Here is a 22,089-nt window from a genome sequence, read left to right on the forward strand (position 1 = left end):
GGTTCAGATCCGAGCTGCAGTGCTGAACCGGTTCACCGCCCTCGGAATACCCGTCACGAAAGCCGTGGGATAAGTGTGTCTGGGGAAAGGGGCACTGCGGCCCATTTCAAATTTGTGCAACAGCGCCGTTGCAGACCAGACTATCAGGTCCCAGAGGGCACTTCTTCTCTTGGACCCCATTTCCGTGAAATCGTACAATTTTTATCGCTATTAGGAAGTACCATGTTTTTACTACGATCGACGTTAGCAGGATTTTTGACCGGGGTGTTTGGCGTATTTAGCACAGCCAGTGCCGCGTCTTTCATCGTCGAAGAGCGGATCGGAACCGCGTATATTTACGGATTTCTCATCACCGATGGCACGATCGGGACCCTTGCCACGGAAAACATCGTGAATTGGCACCTGACGATGTATAACGGCCCGAACGAATTCATATTCGTCAGGTCATCAGATCCGGCTAAGCCAAGCAACTCCACCATGACCATCTCGGGTGACGTCTTGAGCACGGCAGGGCCGTTCCTATTTTTCAACTCGGCCGAGCCCTCGGGATACGCTCTTTTTCAGGGAATCGGAGCCAACAACGGATATTCTTGGTGTTTGAATGCCGCTGGATGCCTTGAGGCTGATAGCCCTGGATTCACAGCAACCATGCCTAGCTTGGCACAACCCTTGGTATCGACCTTTGAAGCGAAGACTTATCTCGGTCACCAAGGTATTCCAGAGCCCGCGATGGTTCCCCTTCCCGCAGCATTGCCTCTTTTATTTGCAGCGATCGGTGGACTTGGGGGAATGCATCTGATCGGCCGTCGCGGCAAGGCAACAGCCTGAAAGTCGCCTGGGAGGTGTTTATGCCTGATCCGGCGCCTCCTTTAATGAATTAACCCGCTACGAAAGTAGGGCGCATCGAAGGGTGCGCCCTATTTTATTTAGGAAGTTTTCGCTGTGACCAGACATGAAAAAATGGGAACTGACGCTGATTTGGTGTAGCTAATAAAGCTTTGCTCAGCATCGCGCACTTAAAGATTATAGGGTCGCAGCGTGCGATAAGCGTGCCATGTTGCGTGGCCCAGCAGCGGGAAAATCACAATTAATCCGATAAATCCGGTTGCGATGGATACGGCGAAAAGGACAAGAACAATCGCACCCCATGCAATCATGACAGAAAGATTGCTCCATACCGTTGCCATGCTGATCCCGAGAGCAGAGAGCGCATCGGTTCGCTCTGTCAGCAACATCGGGACCCCAAAAACGCTGATTGCGAATGAGAACGCGGCAAAAAGTGCGCCAACAGACCCGCCGACCAGCAGTAATGCCCACCCTGTAGGAGTTGTGAATAGCATCGGAACAATTTCATCAGTCCCCGGGAACGGATTTATACCAAAAAACAGCGCCCAAATCAGCACGGCTGCGCGCAACCATAGCAGCAAGAGACCCAATAACATCACGCCCATGAACCAAGCTTGAGCGCCAGATTCCGGTTTCACCAGCGCCATTTTTAAGAATGTCGGGCGATCTCCTGCCTCAAGCATCCTGCTTTTCTCATAAAGGCCGTTGGCGATGATCGGCCCGACGACCATGAACCCTGCAAGCGCGGGAAACAGGGCGTATTCATAGTTGAATAAAAACAACGCCCAGACAATCAGTGCAGAGAGAGCGTAGACCCCAAACCCATACAGCATACTGGGCACCGGATTTGTCCACAGATCCGACCACCCCGCGCGCAGCCAATCAAAAGCCGTGCGCCACGGCAGATTGAGGGCGCGGTGATTATCCCGCGGCAAGGCTGGAACGACCTTTGGTATCTCATCCGACCCTTTCGGATCGTCTGGCGGCGCTAGAACATCGGCACGATCACTCAGCATGATGGTTTCGCCGCGCGGTGGATTGCGACGCCTTCCGTGTTTTGTTGCAGAACACACTCGGGTTTTGAAGCGAAGGAGACGTAGACCAGATGCGCATTCGCGCCGATAAAAAGCGCAACAGAACTGGCCACCCCGACCAGCGCAAAAAGGCGCGTCCGGGTCCAGTAGCGCGGGGTGGCAAGGGCGGTCATTGTGGCGCCTCCTGTCGCAGATCGGTAAGATAAACCGTGAGGATCTTGCGCTCGGTTTCCGACAGGCGTCCTTCCCAAGCGGGCATCCAGCCTTGCCGACCGTTCCAAATTGTTTCGAACATTGCCGTGTCGTCGCCGCCGTAGATCCAGAATGCATCGGTCAGATTGGGCGCGCCCTGCTCAGTGTCTCCCATCGCCGTCTCGCCGTGACAGCTGGCGCAGTTGTCTGCGTAGATTTCTGCGCCGGCGGCAGCACGATCAGGCGGTATCTCCGTCCCGGAAAGCGATTGAACGTAATCGACGACAATGCGAATGTCTTCGCGTCCCAGCATTCCGTCCCGGCCAAACGCAAGCATCTGGGCGTATCTCGTATCTGGGTGGGGTGCGTTGATGCCGACGCGCAACGTTTCCATGATGGACTCGGGATCGCCGCCCCATAACCACATGTCGTCTATCAGGCTGGGAAAGCCCGGTCCCCCACCTGCATCCAAGCCGTGACAGCCTGCGCAATTGTCTCCGAAAATCTGGTGGGCCGTACCCGTTGCAAGCGCCAATAGCTCAGGATCTTGCAGTATGTCATTGACGGGTGCGGCCGTAATAAGGTCTGCCCAACCCGAGCGGGCCACATTTGCAGCGATCACTTTTTCCGCGACCTCTTCGCCCTGATTGAGACCCAGTATCCCCTTGGTATAGGTCGTTACCAAAGGCCAGGTGGGCAGCAAGATCCAAGCGATCAGCGCCCAAATGTGTGTGACGATGATGAAAAACCAGACGGCACGCGGCACACGGGTGTTCAGCTCGGTTATGCCGTTCCACTCATGGCCGGTGGTCAGATAACCGGTAAGCGGGTCACGTTCCTTCACTGACATGGCGTGTCCTCCTTATTCTCCCGCTGAACCGGGCCGTCCTCGTCATCCAGTATGCTTTTTGCGGCTTTATCGAACCGTCCGCCCAGCGAGGGCCAATAGGCGTAAATGGTGATCAGGATGAACAGACCCATCAGATAGAACAGACCGAAAGACTTGGCCGCGCCGACAAACCAATCGTGAGTCAGCTCCATGCTCTATTCCTCCGCTACGGGTTGCATTTGTTCGGGTAAGTCCGTCAATTTGCCGAGTATCTGAAGATATGCCACCAGCGCGTCCATCTCTGTCACCCAGTCGCTGCGCCCATCAAAATACCGCACGGCCGTCGCATCACCGTATCGCTCTGTCACGCCATCGGCGTGGGGGCCGTCAGGATTGGCCTGACCTGTCGCGTCATACGCCGCATTCAAGATCATTTCGTCGGTATAGGGGACCCCGACGGCCCGTAACGCGCTGAGCCTGTCGGAAAGATCATCGGTTCTCAGGAGGGTTTCCAGCAAGAACGCATATTGCGGCATCACCGATTCAGGGACCAGATCGCGCGGGTTCACCAGATGGCGAACCTGCCAGTCGTCCGAATATTTATCCCCCAACCGCGCAAGGTCGGGCCCTGTCCGTTTTGACCCCCATAGCATCGGATGGTCATATTGCGACTCGACGGCGAGTGAATAGGGGCCGTACCGTTCCACTTCATCGCGCAGCGTGCGGATCATCTGGCTGTGACACGCATAACATCCCTCGCGAATATAGATGTCACGCCCAGCCTGCTCCAGCGGGGTATAGACGCGCATATTGGGATCCGCTTCGACGGTATCGTCGATGGTAAACAAGGGCGCGATTTCAACGATGCCGCCGACACTTGCCGCGGCAATAATCCCGAAGGTCAGCGCCATGGAGTGGCGCTCCATCCGGTAATGGGTGCGCGCCTGAAAGTCGAAGAACCTTGCGAAGGGTTTTAGGATTTTTTTAAACATATCCCTACTCCGCGGCCGGCACTGCCGGCTCCATAGCTTCAGACGACGTCGGATAATCAAGGGCCGGCGCCAAAAGTGGAACCCTCCGAATGGTCATCACAACATTCCACAGGCAGATGCAGGCACCCGTTAGGAACAACAGCCCCCCGAACGCGCGTGCGATGTAATAGGGGTGCATCGCAACCAGCGAGTCCACAAACGAATACCGCAATGTGCCTGCCTCATTATAGGTGCGCCACATCAGGCCTTGGATGATCCCGCTGTTCCACATCGCAAAGACGTAGATAACGGTGCCAGTCAGGGCGAGCCAGAAGTGCCACTCGACCGCCTTCCACGAGTACATCGTCTCGCGGCGCCACAAGACCGGAACAAGCGCGTAGATCGACCCGAAGGTGATCATGGCGACCCAACCCATTGCGCCAGAATGGACATGCCCAATGGTCCAGTCAGTGTAATGTGACAGACCGTTGACCGGGCGGATCGCCATGAACGACCCCTCGAATGTTGATAGCCCGTAGAATACCGCAGCCACCATCATGAAGCGCAGGGTCGCATCGTCACGCACTTTGTGCCACGCCCCGTTCAACGTCATCAGCGCGTTACCCGCCGAGGCCCAGCTGGGGACCAGCAGCATGATAGAAAACGTCATGCCCAGCGTTTGGACCCAATAGGGAAGCGCCGTGTAATGGAGATGGTGTGAGCCGACCCAGATGTAGAAAAACACGATACCCCAAAACGACAGGATCGACAGACGATAAGAATAAATCGGTCGCTCTGCCCTCTTGGGAAGAAAGTAATAAAGCATGCCCAGAAAGCCGGTGGTCAGAAAGAATGCCACCGCGTTGTGGCCATACCACCACTGGGTCATCGCATCCTGAACGCCAGAAAACAGCGAATAGCTTTTGGCACCCGTCAGCGATGCAGGCAGCGCCAGATTGTTGACGATATGCAGGATTGCCACGACCAGAATGAACGACAGGTAATACCAGTTGGCAACGTAAATATGCGGCTCGTTCCGCCGGGCCAGCGTGCGCATATACAGGATGAAATACACCACCCACACGACAACCAGCCAGAGGTCGGCATACCACTCGGGCTCAGCATATTCTTTGGATTGCGTGATGCCCATGATGTATCCACTGGCGGCGAGAATACAAAACAGGTTGAATCCCAAAAGCACAAACCACGGCGAAATTTGGTCCGGCATCCGCGCACGGCTGGTGCGCTGCATGATGTGATAGGACGTTGCGATCAACGCATTGCCGCCAAAGCCAAAGATGACACCGGACGTATGGACGGGGCGCAGCCGACCAAAGCTTGACCAGGCCGCATCGAACCGCAGATCGGGCCAGGCCAGTTGCGACGCAACCCACACGCCCATGCTCATCCCTACGACAGCCCAGAGCAGTGCCAGAATGATCCCTACCTTGGTGGGATCGTCGTAATACAACGCCGCGCGATCTTCTGTCGGCTCTGGGTCATAAAACGCATTTCCCACCACGAAAAACAACACGCCGAAGAACAAAAGGGTGATCCAGCCATGGGCGCCCATGGGGTCATCGTGCCCCACAATGGCCATAAGCAACCCAACCATGGCACCGAACCCTGTGATGATCATCGCCTTGGTCCGTTCGGCCCCAGTCAGGTTAGACATCATCGCTTGGTCTCCTTTGTCACAATCATTCGACTGGTAGAATTCAACGATTTTAGCGGAACATCGTCATCGTGCAGGATTCGCTCGGCATCGCCCGACAGGTCTTCATATTGGCCGTTACGCAAGCTCCAGAAGAACGCCGCAAGTCCGAAGGCACCCATACTCAAAGTAACTGGTATCAGAATTATAAGTATTGTCACGCTGGTGTCTCCTTGCGTTTTACGTGGGACGCAGGTTTTTCGCGGGTCCTCGCACCAGCCTTGTTCAGGCGCAGGGCGTTTCCGATCACTATGATCGAAGATCCCGACATCGCCAATGCCGCAATCAGCGGTGTCACCAGCCCTGCAACCGCCAAGGGAATGGCAATGCAGTTGTAGGCGATGGCCAGCGCAAAATTCTGACGCACAATCCGTGCTGTATCCCGCGCAACCTTCCACGTATCGGGAACGGCATCGAGGGTATCGCGCAAAAAGACAAAGTCCGCCGCGGTGCGGCCTGCGTCGGACGCGGTCGACGGGGCCATCGAAACATGGGCGGCTGCCAGTGCCGCCGCATCGTTCAGCCCGTCTCCGACCATTAGTGGCCGATGCCCGCCCCGAAGCCCTGTCCTCAGAATGTCGATTTTGTCTGCGGGTGTGGCACCATAATGGATGTCGTCAATACCCAGTGCCGTCGCCACGGCCTTGGCGCGATCTTCCATGTCGCCTGACAACAACGCAACGCTAAACCCCGCATTTTTCATGTCTGTAACAGCTTCGATGGCACCATCACGCAAGGTCTCGGCCAGATCGAAGGAAACCGACGGGCAATGTTCAAAGCCGAATGCCGGGCTTCCGGCTCCTGCCGCAACATCTGCAATCTCGGCCACCCATTCGGCGCGCCCCAGACGGGCCCGGCGGCCCTCGATCAGTCCTTCAACGCCGAAACCCGGCACTTCCGTGTGGCAGGTGACGTCAGAGGGGTTATCGTGTAATCCCGACGCGATCGCACGCGCAGCCGGATGGCCGGACCGAACGGCAAGCGCTTTTGCGCCTGACCGCATCACCGGATCATCAGGAATGTTTCCAAGCCTCGGCGTGCCGGTCGTTAGTGTGCCCGTTTTGTCGAACACCACGTGATCAATTTCCGCCATTCTTTCAAGCGCGGCCCCGTCTTTCATCAAGACACCCATCCGCATCAGACGACCTGCTGCAACCACGTGGGCGACGGGCACAGCCAGCCCCAATGCGCACGGACAGGTAATGATCAGAACGCTGATGGCAATAAATAAGGACGTCTGCCAATCGCCACCGGTTACCAGCATCCAGCCGATGAACGTAATCAACGCCAGCAGGTGAACAACCGGCGCATAGAGCCGCGCGGCCCTGTCCGCGATGCGAACATAATTGGCGCGTCCCGCTTCGGCATTGGATTGCATCCGGATCATCTGCGCTAAAAACGAGTCGTCCGACGACCGCAGAACCCTGCCGTCGATCACGCCTGTCAGGTTCAGTGCTCCGGCCTCAATCATATCTCCCGGTCCGATTGCCACGGCCATGGATTCACCCGTGACGAGCGAGCGGTCGAGATCGCTGTTTCCGGACAGAATCTCTAGGTCCAGCGGAACACGTTCGCCCGGCGCGATGGACAGGGTCATTCCGGGAGTAATGCTTTCAAGCAGCGCGTATGTGAGGCTTCCATCCTCATCGCGCAGCATCGCACCGCGAGGCGACAATTTGGCCAAACCACTCACGGCACTGCGCGCGCGTTCGCGCATCAGATGATCAAAATAACGACCCGTCAGTAGGAAAAAAAGCAAAGTGACAGCAGCGTCGAAAAACACATGGTCCCCGCCCTGAACCGTCTCGAAGAGACTCAGCACCAGGGCAAGCGCAACTGCCAGCGCAATCGGGACGTCCATATTCAATTGACGCCGGCGTAATGCAGAAACCGCCGATCTGAAAAAAGGCTGACCGGCATAGAGGACCACTGGCACGGCAATCAGCGCTGAAACCAGATGAAATGTCTCACGGGTCTGCCCGTCCGCGCCTGACCAGACTCCAACCGACAACAACATGATGTTCATCGCGCCGAAACCTGCAACGGCAAGCGCGCGCAACAGGCCCTTACCGGTAGGATCTGGCGCCGTGTCAGCACCGCTTTGGACAGGGGTCGCGGCATACCCTAGAGCCGCCAGTGTTTGGATCATTGGCATCGGGTCAGTGTCGGGCCCCTCAAGCACGATGGTCGCTTGATGCAGGGTCAGGTTGGCACGGGCATAAACCACGTCGTCACGCGCGTTCAGCGCACGCTCGACCTTGGCGACACATGCGCCACATTTGATACCGGGAACAGACAGAATACACCGACCCCGTCCATTGTCATCCACCCGAACGGCGGCACGGGACTGAGCGAGGTTCAGGGGACTGCCTGCAGCCGTGCCCGATCGCTCTTCTGCTGCGCTATGTCCAAACACCATGCCAGACCTTTTATCTATGTTGTGCTGATATTCTGAGGGATTCCCAATTTCCCAGATACCTGTTTGTTTTGGCTATGTCGCGAATTTCTAAAGGTTACGAAGAAAGCGTTTTCCCGAGACACCGTTGACGGGTGCGGTGATTTGAAACCGGTGAAGACGGAAAATCAGGATGATCTGATCGTGCGCGGACCAAAACCACTACGCCCGCCGATGAAAGGTGGTTCGGATCTATTTGGACAGCGATCGAAAGGAGATTGCTACCCGGGCCCAAAAACGGTTGGCCTCGGCACAATTTCCCTCCGGCCGTTTGAAACGTCTTTTCGGCCCATCAATTAACTGGACATTTACCGGCTGGTTGCCATATATCTACAGGAGGTGGCATTTTGCTACCTGTTTAAGGATGGAGGCATCATGGCCCAATCTGTTAAACTTGCTGATGACGTCATGTCGGTCGTCCGACGAGAGTCTGGCCTGCAAAGCCGGTCTGTGGCAGGACAAATCACCCATTGGATCAACATCGGACGTGCGATCGAGAAATCTGGCACCTTCGACTATCAGCACATCAGCGCCGCCCTTGCCGGTGAGCTGTCCCCCGACGCACTCAGCGCAGAAGAGCAAGACGTCTGGTTTGCGCAGTTTTCCGAAGATGTCACCGAACCAATATCTGGCGAAGAGGTGTTCTATGCCGAGCGCCGCCAGCTTGGGCGCGGTGTCGGCCTGAATGACAACGGCGCCTTGGTCTACGCCGAGGCTGCATCCCAGTAGTGACCCCTGCCCCACGTCCAACCCTTGTGATGCTCGCAGGGCCCAACGGGTCTGGAAAATCCACACTTTACGCCACGCGGATCGCGCCAAAATTTGCCGTGCCGTTCATCAATGCCGATTTCATTCAGCGCGACGAGTTGCGGGATAATGATGTGAATGCAGCCTATCAGGCGGCTCAAATCGCATCTGAACGCCGCTCATCCCTGCTGGCCAATCGAAAGAGCTTTGCAACGGAAACCGTGTTTTCTCATCCCTCCAAGCTTGACCTGATCACCCAAGCCAAAGGTCTTGGATACCGCGTCATGACGTTCCACATCTCGGTTGAGCATCCCGATCTGTCGGTGGCCCGCGTTGGCGAACGGGTCAAGGAGGGCGGACATCCCGTGCCTGAAGAAAAGATCAGACATCGCTATGATCGTTCTGCGCCCCTGATCCGTCAGGCGATCTTACAAAGTGATATTGGCCATGTGTTTGATAACTCTCAGCTGAACCAACCGCCACGCCGCGCATTGTCATTCAACGCTGGTATTCTGACCTTTGCCTTACCGCGCCTTCCTCAGTGGGTGCTTGATCTCTACAGCGATGACCTGGTCCTTTAGATCGCACTGCGTCTTGGTGGTGCATCACCCCAACTAGGCTGACCAAGCTCTTGCTTGCACCTAAAGCCCGAAACACGGTCTTCACCCATGCGGACGACGATCCTTTGTGTTTGCGAGCCAAGATTTCACACGGATTTCACAAGCGCTCTGAGGTCCCGTCGTAAGTTTCCATGCGCCCCAAGCGTGGCTAGTTGCCGGGCTCGATTATGCCGGCAGCGCCGCAAACTGCTGTGCGCCGGTAATTCTGTTGGTGCCACGCCGTCCTCTCCGGATTATGTGTGTCGATCGGCGTCCGAAATTTCGCCTCAGGCAGTCCCCAGAAGGTGCTTGAGAAGCACATTTCAGGCTCCATATCCGAGGTCAGGGCGCTGATGACGATCGTACCGTCGCGACTGGGACCGATGGGGCCCCCTCGGAACGACCGAGCGAGGCCTTGATTTTTGTCATCCAGACCCAACACCCGGGTCCCAATCTCATTGCCCAACGGGCATTGCGACCTGATCGATCAGAGGGCCACAGGTCGCCCGGTAGACAACGAAAGCGTTGCCGCGTCCGCCAGAAGTTGCGCCGCAAGCCCATCCTGAATTCCCGGAGACGCCGGCAGGTTTCTGGTAACGGCTTCGACGAAATGTGCGATTTCAGCGCGATATGCCGCCTCGTACCGTTCCAGAAAGAAGTGCTTGGCAGGGGCCGCGCAAAAGCCAGCGCCGGTGGCAAGCTCGACCGTGTTTTCAAGGACGTTTCCGGCCCGGAACATGCCCTTTGCCCCGTGCACTTCGACCCGCTGATCATACCCATAGACCGCGCGCCGCGAATTCGTGATCTGGCAGATCGCGCCGCTGGATGTGGTCAGCGTGACCGCAGCGGTATCGACATCACCGGCCGCACCGATTTCCGGGTCCACCAACGCAGAGCCGACCGCGAAAACTTGCACCGGGTCTTCGCCCAGCAGAAACCGTGCCATATCGAAATCATGGATCATCATATCCCGGAAAATCCCGCCCGACCGCGCAATGTAGCTGATCGGCGGCGGGCTGGGATCGCGGGACATGATCGTCACCAGTTCGACCCGGCCAATCTCTCCGGCTTGGATGCGGGCCTGCAACGCGGCAAAGTTTGGATCAAACCGACGGTTAAACGCGGTCAGGAACGGCACACCCTCAGCAGTGACCACCGCGACACAGTCCCGGATCCGATCCGCAGACATATCGACAGGCTTCTCACAGAAGATGGCTTTGCCGGCCCGCGCGGCAGCGTGAATCAGATCGTAATGGGTGTCTGTCGGCGTCGCGATAATCACCGCGTCCACCTCGGGACTGGCAATCACTGCGTCGGCGCTTAGAACGGCCGCACCGTTGCGATCCGCCAGACGTTGTGCCGCGTCTGGAAAGGCGTCGGCCACAGCCGTCAGGCACACCCCATCCAGGACGGCAATCGACAGGGCATGGACGTGTCCGATCCGGCCACAGCCCAAAAGACCAATACGCAACATTCTCAAGCTCCCTTCATGGCGGACAAAACCCGCCGCGTCGCTGCGACCACCGGGTCATGTGTTTCGACCAAAATCGAATTTCGGTCAAAGCGGGCCGGATCGCGGTTCACCGCCTCGCGCAGCGCATATCCGAAGGCCATGCGCAACTCGGTGCCGATGTTGAATTTGCAGATGGCTGAACCATGGGCCAACGCCGTGCGTTGCGCCACCGGCACGCCCGATCCGCCGTGAATGACCAGCGGCACCGTTGTCACCGCCTCAATGGCGCGGATGCGGGCCTCGTCCAGCCTGCCCTCTTTGTTCTCTTGCAGGTGCACATTGCCGACCGAGACCGCCATGGCGTCGACGGCGGTCTCGCGCGCGAATTTTTCTGCCTCCAACGGATCGGTTCCGGCGGATGTTTCCCCGCCGGAATATCCGACAAAGCCGATCTCACCTTCGCAGGATATCCCGGCAGCATGGGCCATCTCGGCAATGGCCGCGGTTTCATCGATGTTCTGTTGCAGGGGTTTGCGCGACCCGTCGAACATGAGCGAGGTAAACCCGGCCTCAAGCGCCTGCTTGCACTCGTCATAGGTGTAGCCATGATCAAGATGCGCCACGACCGGCACGCTGGCACCTTCGGCGAGATGTCGGAACATCTTGCCAAGAATGGGCAAGGGGGTGTGGGCTCGGCAGCCCGGACCCGCTTGCAGGATCACCGGTACATTCTCGGCCTCGGCAGCGGCCACATAGGCGCGCATGTCCTCCCAGCCGGACGTGACCAGCCCTGCCACCGCGTAACCGCCGGTCAGCGCGGGCTGAAGCACATCAGATAAGGTCACTAAACTCATTTGAATTTCGCGATCATGTCCTTGATACCGGGGATCGTTTCCAATTGCGCGGCATGGGTCGGCTGGAAATATTGCACCAGTGACCGCTGGCTTAGCCCGCCGAGAATGGTGAAGTAATACATCTCATATCCGGGCAGCACGGCGCAGGGATGATAGCCCTTGTCGAGGCAGATCGTCGATCCGTCCATGATGTGATAGGCGTCGCCCGGCGTGTTGTCCTCACGCTGAAGCATCTGCACGCCGGACCCGTAATTGGGCTTGAACCTGAAGTTATAGGTTTCGTCGTGGCGGGTTTCGAGGGGCAAGCGATCCGTGTCATGTTTGTGGCTGGGAAAGCCCGACCAGCCACCCTGACCGACGGTAAACAACTCGCTGACAAGCAGCCGGCCAACCTTGCCATGCTGATTTGCGCCCAAGATATGCTTGATCTTGCGGTGGGTCTTGGTGTCGTCCGAGCCATATTGCACGCGGTCGATCCCATCGCCGCGCACATCGAACGGGTCCAGAACCTTGTCGTATTTGGCCCCGGCGATAAAGGTTTCGGTTTCATCGGACAGGCAGACGATCGTGACCTTGGCACCGACCGGGACATAGACGCCTTCGGGCTCGCCGTCCCAGACATCGACGGTCCGGTTCCCGAGGGCGGTGAAGGACACGCCTTCGACATCGACATCGACCGTTCCCGTCGCCGGCACGATGCAGGTCTCATATCCCGGCACCTGAAAGGTGAACGCGTCACCTTTCTTGAGTTTGACGATGTTGAAATAGTTCAGCGGCACCAACGTGTCGTCGACATCCACGATCGGTTTGTTCTGATTGTCATGAGGCGCAATATGCATGGTGTTTTCTCTTTCAAGGTGTTGTGGGGCCGGGGTGCGAGGACAGGAAATCCTCAAGCTCGGCGGGTGTGGGCATGGCGGGGGCGCAACCAACGCGGCTGACGACGATGGAGGCGCAGGCCGACCCGCGAAGGACCGACTGCTTCAGGTCCCGCCCGGCGGCGAGGGAGGCGATGAACCCACCCATGAAACTGTCGCCCGCGCCGGTCGGCTTCAGGGCGGTCACCGGATAGATTCCGGTGCGGAATTCACCGTCGGGCGTCAGGGTGATCGCGCCCTCCTCGCCCATCTTGTAGACAGCGATCTGGGCCGTGGTCGCGACCAGTTCACGGGCCTTGTTCAACCCTTTGTCATAATCGCCGGCCATGAAGCCGAACTCGACATCGTTGCCGATGATGATGTCGCACATGGCGGCGGCACGGGAATAGGTCTCTGCCGCGATCTGGGCCGAGGGCCAGGAATAGGGCCGATAATCCACGTCAAAGATCAACGGCAGGCCAGCCGCGCGGGCGATATCGAAGGCCTGAAAGGTGGCGCTGCGTGACGGTTCGGCGGCGAACACGGTGCCCGTGGTGATCAACGCGGAATACGTGTCGTAGTCCACGGCTGCCACGTCTTGGGCGGTCATTTCGAAATCGGCGGCACCGTTGCGATAGATCACAGACTGATGATCCTCGACCCGGCTTTCGACCACCGCGAGCGAATTGCGGGCCTCGCCGCCGACCGAACGGACATGGGTCCGGTCAACGCCGTAATGATCCATCTGGTTCAGGGCAAACCGCCCGATCGCGTCATCCGAGACCGCCGTAACCAATGCCGCCTGACCGCCGTGCCGGGTGATGGCAACGCCGATATTGGCCGACGATCCGCCAAGGCAGGCCGTAAAATGGGTCGCGTCTTCGGTCTTGGTTCCGGGCGGGTCGGGATAAAAGTCCATCCCCGCGCGGCCGATAATGATAAAACTGTTGCCCTTGAGGCGGTTCAGATCGGCCATCAGACGCCCTTCCGCTGCTTGTGACGCGACGATTCCCAATCGTCATGGGCAGCCCGGACCCTTGGATCCTCAGACACATGCGGCGTGCCACATTCCCACCAGGCGTGCCCTTCCTTGGTCCATCCTTCGTAGGGGTCCACTTTCATGCAGATGACCGTGGTTTTGGTGGCGGCCTTGGCCCGCTTAAAGGCCTCTCCCAGTTCTGCTGGGGTCGACACGGTTTCCGCAATCGCCCCCTGAGACCGGGCATGCGATTCGAAATCCACGCCGAAGGGTTCGAGGATGGTCGGGCAATCGGCGATCAGGTTGTTGAAACTTTCATTGCCAGTGTTGTTCTGCAACTTGTTGATGACCGCAAAGCCACCGTTATCGAGCACGAGGATAATCAGCTTTTTCTGGCTGAGAACCGACGAATAGATGTCAGAGTTCAGCATCATGTACGATCCATCGCCGATAAACACGATGGTATCCTGATCGGGCTCCCGCTGCGCCTGCGCAATGCGCGCGCCCCATGCGCCGGCAATCTCATAGCCCATGCACGAAAAGCCGAACTCCACATCGACCGTCCCGGGGTCCAGGGTCCGCCAGTTGGCCGTCACCTCGGCAGGCAAGCCGCCAGCGGCCGCGACCACCCGGTCGCGCATGTCGCAGAGCCCGTTCACCACCCCAATGGCCATCGCATAGGAATTGGGTCGGTCACCCGGGGCCACGTTTTCCGCCACATACGCATCCCAGTCCGCCCGATGCGCTTTGGCCTCGGTGACCCAGGCCTCCGGCGCGGTGTAATCCGCAATCTCTGCAGTCAAAGCCGACAGCGACAGCTTGGCGTCCCCGACCACCGGCAGGGACATATGCTTGGCCGCATCGTGGCGCGCCGCATTGACCGAAATGAACCGCGCGTCTTTCGAAAACGCTGTCCACGATCCGGTCGTGAAATCTTGAAGCCGGGTGCCGACGGCCAGAATAACATCGGCCTGCTCGGCAATCGCATTGGCCGAATTTGATCCGGTCACCCCGATCGGCCCGATATTCAGGGGATGAGTCGCCCGCATGTTGGCGCGTCCCGCAATGGTTTCAACCACCGGAATCTGGTGCGCTTCGGCAAATCCGATCAATTCGTCCACGGCGCGGGCGTATTGAACACCGCCCCCGGCAATAATCATCGGCCGTTGCGCTGTTTTCAGAAGCGCCACGGCGTCAGCGATCTCGTCGCTATCCGGGGTCTGACGCCGAATGCGGTGAACCTTCTTCTCAAACCACTTGGCCGGGTAGTCATACACCCAGCCCTGCACATCTTGCGGCAGTCCGATGAAGGCAGGTCCGCAATCGGCCGGATCCAGCAGCGTCGCCAACGCGTTTGGCAACGAAGACAGGATCTGCGCAGGATGACTGATCCGATCCCAATACCGCACAACGGGCTTGAAGCCGTCGTTCACCCCGAAGGTCGGATCGCCGTAATTTTCCATCTGCTGAAGCACAGGGTCCGGCAGGCGTGTGACAAACGTATCGCCGCACAGCATCAGCATCGGCAACCGGTTGGCATGGGCCAGCGCCGCGCTGGTCAACAGGTTGCTGGTGCCGGGGCCCGCGCTGGCAGTGCAGAACATGAACCGCTGGCGCAGCCATTGTTTGGCATAGCCTGCCGCAGCAAACCCCATGCTCTGTTCATTCTGCCCGCGATAGAGCGGCAATTCTTCGCGCACAGAATTCAAGGCCTCGCCCAGACAGGTCACGTTGCCATGACCAAAGATGCCAAAGCCGCCGCCGCAGACGCGCATCTCTTCTCCGTCGATTTCAATAAATTGGTTCGACAGCCAGCGAATAATCGCCTGCGCCGTCGTTAAACGGAATGTGTCGTTTGCCATACTCATTTGGCAGGTCCCCCCTTGGGAATTTCCGATCATGAACCGATTGCAACTTGCGCGGTTTCGAATCCCAAGATACAAGTTTTGCAACCGGTTGCAAACTAAATTGCCTTGGGAGGGGAGCGTTGGATGAAAGAGATTGGAATCGGAATCATCGGCGGCGGCTATATGGGAAAGGCCCATGCTGTAGCGATGGCCAGCGTCGGCGCCGTCTTTAATACCAACCTGCGACCACGCCTTGAGATGATCTGCGCCACCAGCATGGACAGCGCCGAACGATACAGGTCTGCCTATGGCTTTTCCCGTTGCACTGCCTCCTGGCTGGAGCTTGTCCGCGATCCACGCGTCGAGGCGATTATCATTGCATCGCCGCAAGGCACCCACCGCGCCGCTGCCGAAGCCGCGTTCGAACTGGGAAAGCCGGTGTTTTGCGAAAAGCCACTTGGGGCATCACTTGATGATAGCCGGGCCATGGTGGCCGCAGCCGAAGCAAGCGGCGCACCCAACATGGTGGGCTTCAACTATATCCGCACCCCCGCCAGTCACTTCGCGCGTCAGATGGTTGCGGCAGGCGAGATCGGCGCAGTCACATGGTTCCGGGGCGAGCATACGGAAGATTTCTACGCCGACCCGAATGCCCCGGCGACATGGCGCACCAGCGGTATGGCGAACGGCACCATGGGGGATCTGGCCCCGCATATGATCAATGGTGCCCTGGCCCTGATTGGCCCGATCACGCGCCTGATTGCCGAAGTCGAAACGGTGCACGAAGAACGGCCCGGCGGCAGCGTCACCAATGATGACCACGCCCAAATGATGTGCCGCTTTGAAAACGGCGCCATGGGGCAGATGTATTTCAGCCGGATCGCGACCGGGCGGAAAATGGGATACAGCTATGAAATAACAGGAACAAAAGGCGCGATCCGCTTTGATCAGGAAGATCAGAATGCGGTGTGGCTGTACCGCATGGATGGCCCCGACGCGACCCGCGGCTTCACCAAGATCCTGACCGGCCCCGCGCATCCGGATTACGAACCCTTCTGTCAGGGTCCGGGGCATGGCACCGGCTATCAGGATCAGATCATCATCGAGGCCAAGGATTTCCTGACGGCCATCGACACCGGCACGCCGGTCTGGCCGACGTTCCGCGACGGGATGGAGGTCAACCGGATCGTTGCCACCGCCCTCGCATCTTCCGACACGAAAACCTGGCAGGACGTCGCGGCGTTCTGAACATCTGAAAGGTCAAGAACATGACTATCCGTATTGGCAATGCCCCCTGTTCGTGGGGCATCGAATTTCCCAGCGATCCCTCCTACCCCACTTGGCAGTCGGTTTTGGATCAATGCGCCGGCGCGGGATATAAGGGGATCGAACTTGGCCCGATCGGCTACATGCCCGAGGACCCGGCTGTCCTTGCGCCTGAACTGGCAGCCCGGGATCTGGAAATCATTGGCGGCGTCGTGTTCCGCCCCTTCCACGACCCCGCGAAATGGGACGACGTGCTGGATGCAAGCCAGCGCACCTGCAAGGCGCTGGTGTCGCATGGCGCAAAGCATCTGGTCCTGATCGACAGCATCTCGCCACGTCGCGCGCCCACCGCAGGCCGCGCCGATGAGGCCGAACAAATGGACACCGCCGAATGGGTCGCCTTTCGGGATCGCATCGCCACGATCGCCAAGATGGGCACTGAGGAATACGGCCTGACCGTCGGCATTCACGCCCATGCCGCAGGCTTCATGGACTTTGAGCCAGAACTTGAGCGCCTGCTGGACGAGGTCGACGCCTCCATCCTGAAAATCTGCTTCGACACCGGCCATCACAGCTATGCCGGGTTCGATCCCGTGGCCTTCATGGATCGTCACATGGACCGCATTTCCTATATGCATTTCAAGGACATCGATCCGAAAGTCAAAGCAGATGTGGTGGCCAACCGCACCGATTTCTACAAGGCGTGCGGTCAGGGCATCTTTTGCAATCTGGGTCAGGGCGATGTCGATTTCCCTGCGGTCCGTCAGCGCCTTCTCGATGCCGGTTTTGAGGGCTGGTGCACCGTCGAGCAAGACTGTGACCCGTCAATGCCGGGCACGCCGCTTGAGGACGCACGGGCCAACCGCGAATACCTGCAATCCATCGGATTCTAACCACCAGCCGATCACCGGTTGGAGAATGTTGGACATAATTACGCCGAGAAAGGCAAAGCCATGGCAAAGTTGAAATGGGGCATGATCGGGGGCGGCGAAGGCAGCCAGATCGGGCCAGCGCACCGGTTGGGCGCACAAGCCGACGGACTTTTTGAATTCACCGCCGGCGCACTGGACCACCGCGCCGATGTGGGCCGTGAGTACGCCCAACGCCTTGGCATCGCAGCGGATCGCGCCTATGGAAGCTGGCAGGACATGCTGGCCGGGGAACGGGATCGCGATGACCGGGTCGATCTGGTCACGGTCGCAACCCCGAACTCGACGCATTATGAAATCACCAAAGCCTTTCTAGAGGCCGGTTTTAACGTTCTGTGCGAAAAACCCATGACCACACAGGTCGAAGAAGGCGAAGAAATCGTCCGCGTGGCAAAGGCGGCTGGAAAGATTTGTGCCGTAAACTATTGTTATTCCGCCTATCCGATGGTGCGGCAGGCGCGAGCGATGGTGCAGGCTGGCGAGATTGGCAAGGTGCGCCTTGTGGTTACCAATTTCAGTCACGGGCATCACGGCGATGCCACCGATGCGGACAATCCCCGCGTTCGCTGGCGCTATGATCCGGCGATGGCCGGGGTCTCCGGCCAGTTTGCCGATTGCGGCATCCACGCGCTGCACATGGCCAGTTTTGTCTGCAACGATCAGGTTGAAACCTTGTCTGCGGATTTCGCCTCCACCATTTCCAGCCGGGTTCTGGAAGATGACGCCATGGTGAACTTCCGCATGGCGGGCGGCACGGTGGGGCGGCTCTGGACATCCTCGGTTGCAATCGGGCGGCAGCACGGGTTCGACATTCAGGTCTTTGGCGAAACTGGCGGGCTTCGCTGGGCGTCGGAACAGCCCAATCAGCTGATCTATACGCCGGTAGGCGGGCGCACGCAGATCATCGAAAAGGGCGAAAGCGGGTTGCACGCGGATGCCCAACGGTTGTCGCGTGTTTCCATCGCCCATCCCGAAGGGTTTCCGCTGGCAGTCGCGAATATCTATTGCGATCTGGCCGATGCCATCCGGGGCGAGGCCCGCGACGGTCTGCCCAATGCAGAGGATGGCGTCCGGTCGATGGCGGCGGTGCATACGGCTGTGGCGTCCGCGAAAGAGCGCGGCGCATGGATGGATGCCCGGCCACCGATGTTTCGCTAGGGTCTGGATTAGGCCTGTCTTTCTAGGCCTTTAACGGGCGCAACGTCCCGCGCTCGACAATTTCACAAGCAAAGATCCGGGCCTCTGGCGGGCGGTCCGGATTTTTCAGCATTTCTGTCATTAACTCGATGGACGACGACACGATGTGGCGGATTGGCTGGCGGATCGTGGTCAGATTGATGTTTTGCCACGCGGCCATCTCCATATCGTTCAGACCGATGATGCCGATGTCGCGCGGCACCGAAAGATAGCTTTCCCCGATTGCAGACAAGGCCCCGATGGACAGCACATCATCCCCGCCGAAATAGGCCTGAGCCGGGTTTTCCGCCAGCAGACGCAACATCTCCTTGCGGCCCGCATCGAACGAATAGGCGTCTGCGAAAGAGTGGCTGACGCGAATTTCCGGATGGGTGGCAATCTCGGCCAGAAACCCCAACAGGCGGTCCTGTGTCGAGGTTGCGGTCTTCGGACCACCCAGAAACCCAACATCTCGATATCCGCGCGCGATCAGGGTGCGCGCCGCCATCCGGCCGCTTTCGATGTTGTCGATTCCGACCACATGGACTTCGGGCGCACTGGTCGGGCGGCCAAAAGCGTGCACAACCGGCATTCCGGCGTCTCGGAACGCCTTTGAAAACCCCGGCGGCAGCGTCGAGGACGCCACGATCACGCCGTCAACCGAGTATTGCCGAAGCATTTGTACCGAACTTGCCGGGTTTGTCTCGTCCGTCAGATTGACCAGCAATGGCCGCAAGCCTTTATCCTGAAGGGCACGCGTGAACCGGTCAAAGACCTCCAGAAAGATCGGATTATGAAAGTTGTTGGACACCAAGCCGATCAGCTTCGTGCGGCCCGTCGTCAGGCTGGAGGCAAGGGCATTCGGGCTATACCCCAGTTCAACCGCCGCCTTCTCAACCCGCCGACGCATCTTTTCAGAGACCGATGCACCATCGGTAAATGTCCGCGAGACCGCAGAGCGCGACACCCCCGCACGCAGCGCGACATCCTTCAAAGTGATTGGCATATCTTCAAGTCCTCAGCATGTCGCCAGCTTCCGATACCACAAGGTTCAACAAGACGCATGTTGCTCTTTGAAGGCCAATTTTGCAACCGGTTGCAATTTGATGCAGAATGTGGTTGTGTAGAGTCGGAGGGGCGAACAACCGCCGTTTTCGGGCCAGAAAACTGGTCAAATAAGGGAGGAAGACATGACTTCATTGATGGAAAAGGTGGCCGTTGTGACAATAGCCGCCACAATGCCGCTGGTTGTGGCCACCTCGGCGTCCGCTGAAGGTGAGAAATACGTCCTGATTAGCCACGCGCCAGACAGCGACAGTTGGTGGAACACCGTCAAGAACGGGATCGCGCTGGCCGGCGAACAAATGGATGTCGAGGTGGAATACCGCAACCCACCGACCGGCGACGTTGCCGACATGGCGCGGATCATCGAACAGGCCGTTGCATCGGGACCAAACGGCATCATCACCACCTTGGCTGACTTCGATGTGCTTCAAGGCCCCATTGAAGATGCCGTCGCATCTGGCATCGACGTCATCATCATGAACACCGGCACCCCCGAGCAGGCCCGCGAAGTCGGTGCCCTGATGTATGTCGGTCAACCGGAATATGATGCCGGGGTCGCGGCGGGCATGCGGGCCAAAGACGACGGCGTCACCACGTTTCTTTGCGTAAACCACGCCATCCAACAGCCCACCGTTGGCGAGCGGTGCCGTGGATTTGCCGACGGTCTTGGCGTTGAGTTGGGCGATTCCATGCTCGACAGCGGCACCGACCCGTCCGAGATCAAGAACAAGGTTCTGGCCTATCTGTCGTCGCATCCCGAAACCGACGGCATCCTGACACTGGGTCCGGTCTCTGCGGGCCCGACCATGCAGGCACTGAACGAGAACGGCATGGCCGGCGATCTGTACTTCGGCACGTTCGACCTTGGCGATGAAATCGTGGAGGGGATCAAGTCGGGCGTAATCCAGTGGGGCATCGACCAGCAACCGTTCCTTCAGGCCTATCTGCCGGTTGTTATCTTGACGAATTACCACCGTTACGGCGTTCTGCCGGGCAACAACATCAACTCTGGCCCCGGCTTCGTCACGGCGGACGGGCTGACCAAAGTTGAAGAATTCGCCGGCGAATACCGCTGAGCCATCCGGAGGTGCCCCAATCAGGGGCGCCTCCATCCCCTTCCCCCACCACATTCGAAAAACGGAGCAAACGCGATGTCAGAGACAACGCAGCTGAAGCCTGCTGCCGATGAACGGGTCAAAAAAATGTCGTCGTTCCGACGCGCCCTGATCCGGCCTGAGCTTGGCGGGATATGCGGTACAATCGCAGTCTTTACCTTCTTTGTGCTATTTGCGTTCGACAGCGGCATGTTCAACAGTCAGGGCGTTCTGAACTGGTCGACCGTTTCGGCGCAGTTCATGATTATTGCCGTCGGCGCTTGCCTCTTGATGATCGCTGGCGAATTCGATCTGTCCGTCGGGTCCATGATCGGCTTTGCCGGAATGATGATCGCGATTTTCTCGGTGACCCTCGGCTGGCCAATTTGGGTCGCGATCATCGTCTCCTTCGTGCTGTGTGTTGCGATCGGCGCACTCAACGGCTTCATCGTGGTCCGAACCGGTCTGCCAAGTTTCATTGTCACGCTTGCGACGCTGTTCATCCTGCGCGGCTTCACGATCTATTTCCCGCAAACTCTTGAGAATAAGACAATCATCGGCGGCATCCGTGACCACGCCGAAGGCGATTGGCTGGCATCGGTCTTTGGTGGCAAAGTTCTGACCGGCTTCTTTACCTGGCTCGGCAATAACGGCCTGATTTCGACCTTCGAGCGCGGCACGCGACAAGGCGATCCGGTAGTGGATGGCATTCCGATGCTGATCGTCTGGGCGATCATTCTGGTGATCTTTGGACATATCCTGTTGACCAAGACCAAATTCGGCAACTGGATCTTCGCATCTGGCGGTGACGCACAGGCCGCACGGTATGTCGGTGTGCCCGTGAACCGGGTCAAAATCCTGATGTTCATGTTCACCGCCTTTTGCGCCACCATTTTTGCCACCTGCCAAGTGATGGAGTTTGGCTCTGCCGGTGCGGATCGGGGCCTGCTGAAGGAATTCGAAGCGATCATTGCCGTTGTGATTGGCGGCGCGTTGCTGACCGGCGGGTACGGATCTGTCCTCGGGGCGGCGCTTGGCGCGTTGATTTTTGGTGTCGTTCAACAAGGCCTGTTCTTTGCCGGTGTTGAAAGCTCATTGTTCCGGGTGTTTCTCGGCGTGATCCTTTTGCTCGCCGTCATCTTGAACACCTACATTCGTCGCATGATCACAGGGGAGCGGTAA

General features: G+C 58.3%; 22 protein-coding genes. 8 read left to right on the plus strand and 14 right to left on the minus strand.

All coding sequences use genetic code 11. From position 1 onward, the window contains the following. The first annotated feature begins 222 nt into the window (after positions 1–222). Positions 223–828 (plus strand): VPLPA-CTERM sorting domain-containing protein, encoded by a 606-nt coding sequence (locus BV911_RS14100; protein ID WP_139840095.1) that lies wholly within the window; start codon positions 223–225, stop codon positions 826–828. Between the two features lie 188 nt (positions 829–1,016). Here the strand turns inward: BV911_RS14100 and BV911_RS14105 are convergent, their stop codons facing one another. From BV911_RS14105 to BV911_RS14140, 8 genes are read right to left on the minus strand one after another with little or no spacing between them, the layout of a single operon-like run. Then, positions 1,017–1,862 carry a DUF2189 domain-containing protein gene (locus tag BV911_RS14105; protein WP_086054272.1) on the minus strand — a complete coding sequence of 282 codons (846 nt, stop codon included), beginning with the start codon at positions 1,860–1,862 and terminating at the stop codon, positions 1,017–1,019. Then, positions 1,856–2,053 (minus strand): hypothetical protein, encoded by a 198-nt coding sequence (locus BV911_RS14110; protein ID WP_086054273.1) that lies wholly within the window; start codon positions 2,051–2,053, stop codon positions 1,856–1,858. Before BV911_RS14110 ends, BV911_RS14105 begins: the two co-directional genes overlap by 7 nt. Further along, a complete protein-coding gene (gene ccoP, locus BV911_RS14115) occupies positions 2,050–2,922 on the minus strand; it encodes a cytochrome-c oxidase, cbb3-type subunit III (protein WP_086054274.1) in 873 nt (290 codons plus the stop codon). The genes BV911_RS14110 and ccoP overlap by 4 nt, the downstream gene beginning before the upstream one ends. Further along, positions 2,913–3,113, minus strand: a complete 201-nt coding sequence (locus BV911_RS14120; RefSeq protein WP_086054275.1) for a cbb3-type cytochrome c oxidase subunit 3 — start codon at positions 3,111–3,113, stop codon at positions 2,913–2,915. Before BV911_RS14120 ends, ccoP begins: the two co-directional genes overlap by 10 nt. A 3-nt stretch (positions 3,114–3,116) precedes the next feature. Beyond that, entirely contained in the window at positions 3,117–3,893 is a 777-nt protein-coding gene (gene ccoO, locus BV911_RS14125) for a cytochrome-c oxidase, cbb3-type subunit II (RefSeq protein WP_086054276.1), read from the minus strand. A gap of 4 nt (positions 3,894–3,897) precedes the next feature. Continuing rightward, positions 3,898–5,550: a cytochrome-c oxidase, cbb3-type subunit I gene (gene ccoN, locus BV911_RS14130; protein WP_086054277.1), complete on the minus strand. Its 1,653-nt coding sequence runs from the start codon at positions 5,548–5,550 to the stop codon at positions 3,898–3,900. After that, the gene (ccoS, locus tag BV911_RS14135; RefSeq protein ID WP_086054278.1) at positions 5,547–5,747 is read right to left on the minus strand and encodes a cbb3-type cytochrome oxidase assembly protein CcoS; all 201 of its coding nucleotides are present in this window, start codon (positions 5,745–5,747) and stop codon (positions 5,547–5,549) included. The genes ccoN and ccoS overlap by 4 nt, the downstream gene beginning before the upstream one ends. Then, positions 5,744–8,005, minus strand: a complete 2,262-nt coding sequence (locus BV911_RS14140) for a heavy metal translocating P-type ATPase (protein WP_086054279.1) — start codon at positions 8,003–8,005, stop codon at positions 5,744–5,746. The genes ccoS and BV911_RS14140 overlap by 4 nt, the downstream gene beginning before the upstream one ends. Before the next feature lie 411 nt (positions 8,006–8,416). Here BV911_RS14140 and BV911_RS14145 point away from each other — a divergent pair, with 411 nt between their 5' ends. Next, a complete protein-coding gene (locus tag BV911_RS14145) occupies positions 8,417–8,770 on the plus strand; it encodes a hypothetical protein (RefSeq protein WP_086054280.1) in 354 nt (117 codons plus the stop codon). After that, complete coding sequence (locus tag BV911_RS14150) at positions 8,770–9,369, plus strand: zeta toxin family protein (RefSeq protein ID WP_240512258.1); 600 nt, start codon at positions 8,770–8,772, stop codon at positions 9,367–9,369. Before BV911_RS14145 ends, BV911_RS14150 begins: the two co-directional genes overlap by 1 nt. Before the next feature lie 505 nt (positions 9,370–9,874). Here BV911_RS14150 and iolG read toward each other — a convergent pair. The 5 genes from iolG to iolD are packed head-to-tail and all read right to left on the minus strand — an operon-like array spanning position 9,875 to position 15,398. Continuing rightward, the gene (gene iolG, locus BV911_RS14160) at positions 9,875–10,861 is read right to left on the minus strand and encodes an inositol 2-dehydrogenase (RefSeq protein WP_086054283.1); all 987 of its coding nucleotides are present in this window, start codon (positions 10,859–10,861) and stop codon (positions 9,875–9,877) included. 2 nt (positions 10,862–10,863) lie between these two features. Next, positions 10,864–11,694 carry a class II fructose-bisphosphate aldolase gene (locus BV911_RS14165; RefSeq protein ID WP_086054284.1) on the minus strand — a complete coding sequence of 277 codons (831 nt, stop codon included), beginning with the start codon at positions 11,692–11,694 and terminating at the stop codon, positions 10,864–10,866. Next, entirely contained in the window at positions 11,691–12,533 is an 843-nt protein-coding gene (locus BV911_RS14170) for a 5-deoxy-glucuronate isomerase (protein ID WP_086054285.1), read from the minus strand. Before BV911_RS14170 ends, BV911_RS14165 begins: the two co-directional genes overlap by 4 nt. A gap of 13 nt (positions 12,534–12,546) precedes the next feature. Further along, positions 12,547–13,527, minus strand: coding sequence for a 5-dehydro-2-deoxygluconokinase (gene iolC / locus BV911_RS14175; protein ID WP_086054286.1), 981 nt, complete (start codon positions 13,525–13,527; stop codon positions 12,547–12,549). Then, entirely contained in the window at positions 13,527–15,398 is a 1,872-nt protein-coding gene (iolD, locus tag BV911_RS14180) for a 3D-(3,5/4)-trihydroxycyclohexane-1,2-dione acylhydrolase (decyclizing) (RefSeq protein WP_086054287.1), read from the minus strand. The genes iolC and iolD overlap by 1 nt, the downstream gene beginning before the upstream one ends. Positions 15,399–15,521: 123 nt before the next feature. On the opposite strand from iolD, the gene BV911_RS14185 reads away from it, so the two are divergent. Genes BV911_RS14185 through BV911_RS14195 form a run of 3 tightly spaced genes read left to right on the plus strand, consistent with a single transcriptional unit; the run spans position 15,522 to position 18,730 of the window. After that, positions 15,522–16,625 carry a Gfo/Idh/MocA family protein gene (locus BV911_RS14185; protein ID WP_086054288.1) on the plus strand — a complete coding sequence of 368 codons (1,104 nt, stop codon included), beginning with the start codon at positions 15,522–15,524 and terminating at the stop codon, positions 16,623–16,625. A gap of 20 nt (positions 16,626–16,645) precedes the next feature. Continuing rightward, complete coding sequence (locus tag BV911_RS14190) at positions 16,646–17,536, plus strand: sugar phosphate isomerase/epimerase (protein ID WP_086054289.1); 891 nt, start codon at positions 16,646–16,648, stop codon at positions 17,534–17,536. A gap of 60 nt (positions 17,537–17,596) precedes the next feature. Continuing rightward, the gene (locus tag BV911_RS14195; RefSeq protein WP_086054290.1) at positions 17,597–18,730 is read left to right on the plus strand and encodes a Gfo/Idh/MocA family protein; all 1,134 of its coding nucleotides are present in this window, start codon (positions 17,597–17,599) and stop codon (positions 18,728–18,730) included. Between the two features lie 22 nt (positions 18,731–18,752). Here the strand turns inward: BV911_RS14195 and BV911_RS14200 are convergent, their stop codons facing one another. Next, positions 18,753–19,754 (minus strand): LacI family DNA-binding transcriptional regulator, encoded by a 1,002-nt coding sequence (locus BV911_RS14200; protein WP_086054291.1) that lies wholly within the window; start codon positions 19,752–19,754, stop codon positions 18,753–18,755. 184 nt (positions 19,755–19,938) lie between these two features. Here BV911_RS14200 and BV911_RS14205 point away from each other — a divergent pair, with 184 nt between their 5' ends. Together BV911_RS14205 and BV911_RS14210 are read left to right on the plus strand one after the other, a co-directional pair. Continuing rightward, positions 19,939–20,889, plus strand: coding sequence for a sugar ABC transporter substrate-binding protein (locus BV911_RS14205; RefSeq protein WP_086054292.1), 951 nt, complete (start codon positions 19,939–19,941; stop codon positions 20,887–20,889). A gap of 75 nt (positions 20,890–20,964) precedes the next feature. Beyond that, positions 20,965–22,089: an ABC transporter permease gene (locus BV911_RS14210; RefSeq protein WP_086054293.1), complete on the plus strand. Its 1,125-nt coding sequence runs from the start codon at positions 20,965–20,967 to the stop codon at positions 22,087–22,089.

The organism is Pseudoruegeria sp. SK021, from assembly GCF_002119405.1.
Classification (GTDB): domain Bacteria; phylum Pseudomonadota; class Alphaproteobacteria; order Rhodobacterales; family Rhodobacteraceae; genus Meridianimarinicoccus.